General features: G+C 43.6%; 2 protein-coding genes. Both read left to right on the top strand.

Features of this window, described 5'->3' with window-relative positions:
• The coding region (locus ACLNCN_RS04470) for a PTS fructose transporter subunit IIC (RefSeq protein WP_424844713.1) at nt 1-910 on the top strand (910 nt) is incomplete at its 5' end.
• Nucleotides 911-1,104: 194 nt separating this feature from the next.
• On the top strand, nt 1,105-2,024 hold a 920-nt coding region (locus tag ACLNCN_RS04475; RefSeq protein WP_424844714.1), incomplete at its 3' end, for a sulfite exporter TauE/SafE family protein.

A 2,024-nucleotide genomic window follows, 5' to 3' on the forward strand; every position in this document is an offset into this window, starting at 1 on the left:
TGCAGCCTTTGGATTGATGCTCCCAGTCTTTGCAGGTTATGTTGCCTACTCTATCGCTGAAAAACCAGGTTTGGTAGCGGGTTTTGTGGCTGGTGCTATTGCTAAAGAAGGTTTTGCCTTTGGTAAAATCCCTTATGCAGCAGGTGGTGAAGCAACTTCAACTCTTGCAGGTGTCTCATCTGGTTTCCTAGGTGCCCTTGTTGGTGGATTTATCGCAGGTGCTTTAGTTCTTGCTATCAAGAAATACGTTAAAGTTCCTCGTTCACTTGAAGGTGCAAAATCAATCCTTCTCTTGCCACTTCTTGGAACAATCTTGACTGGATTTGTCATGCTAGCTGTTAACATCCCAATGGCAGCAATCAACACTGCTATGAATGACTTCCTAGGCGGTCTTGGAGGCGGTTCAGCTGTCCTTCTTGGTATCGTCCTTGGTGGAATGATGGCTGTTGACATGGGTGGACCAGTTAACAAAGCTGCCTATGTCTTTGGTACAGGTACGCTTGCAGCGACTGTTTCTTCAGGTGGTTCTGTGGCTATGGCAGCAGTTATGGCTGGAGGAATGGTGCCACCACTTGCCATCTTTGTCGCAACTCTTCTCTTTAAAGACAAATTTACTAAGGAAGAACGCAACTCTGGTTTGACAAACATCATCATGGGCTTGTCATTTATTACTGAGGGAGCGATTCCATTTGGTGCCGCTGACCCAGCTCGTGCTATCCCAAGCTTTATCCTTGGTTCTGCAGTAGCAGGCGGACTCGTTGGTCTTGCAGGTATCAAACTCATGGCGCCACACGGAGGAATCTTCGTCATCGCTCTTACTTCAAATGCCCTTCTTTACCTAGTCTTTGTCTTGATTGGAGCAATTGTAAGTGGTGTAGTTTATGGTTATCTACGTAAACCCCAAGCATAAAACTTATACTCTTCGAAAATCAAATTCAAACCACGTCAGCATCGCCTTGCCGTACTCAAGTACAGCCTGCGGCTAGCTTCCTAGTTTGCTCTTTGATTTTCATTGAGTATTAGATATAAAATGAAAAGATTGGACCGTTTGGTGCAGTCTTTTTCTCTTTCCGAAATGCTTGTGAAATATGGTATAATAGAAGAATGGCAAACAAGAATACAAGTAAAACAAGACGGAGACCGTCTAAAGCAGAACTCGAAAGAAAAGAAGCGATACAACGGATGTTGATTTCGCTAGGAATCGCGATTTTATTGATTTTTGCAGCCTTCAAATTAGGGGCTGCAGGTATAACCCTTTACAATTTAATTCGCTTGCTAGTAGGTAGCCTAGCTTATCTGGCAATATTTGGTATCCTGCTCTACCTCTTCTTTTTCAAGTGGATACGAAAACAGGAAGGCCTCTTATCAGGGTTTTTCACCATATTTGCAGGCTTACTCTTGATTTTGGAGGCCTACTTAGTTTGGAAATATGGTTTGGACAAGTCTGTTCTAAAAGGAACCATGGCTCAGGTTGTGACGGATCTGACTGGTTTTCGAACGACCAGTTTTGCTGGAGGTGGCTTGATTGGTGTTGGACTCTATGTGCCAACAGCCTTTCTCTTCTCAAATATCGGTACTTACTTTATTGGTTCTATCTTGATTTTAGTGGGTGCTCTCCTAGTCAGTCCTTGGTCTGTTTACGATATTGCTGAATTTTTCAGTAGAGGCTTTGCCAAATGGTGGGAAGGGCATGAGCGTCGAAAAGAGGAACGCTTTGTTAAACAAGAAGAAAAAGCTCGTCAAAAAGCTGAGGAAGAAGCTAAATTAAAAAAAGAAGCAGCTGAAAAGGCCTTACTCGATTTGCCTCCTGTTGATATGGAAACGGGTGAAATTCTGACTGATGATGTTGTGCTTGACGTTCCTCCTGTTCCAGAAGAAGAGTGGGTGGAACCAGAAATCATCTTGCCTCAAGCTGAACTTGAATTCGCTGAACAGGAAGATGGCTCTGATGATGAAGATGTTCAGGTCGATTTTTCAGCCAAGGAGGCTCTTGAGTACAAACTTCCAAGCTTACAACTCTTTGC

This window comes from Streptococcus sp. CL8.13, assembly GCF_049737895.1.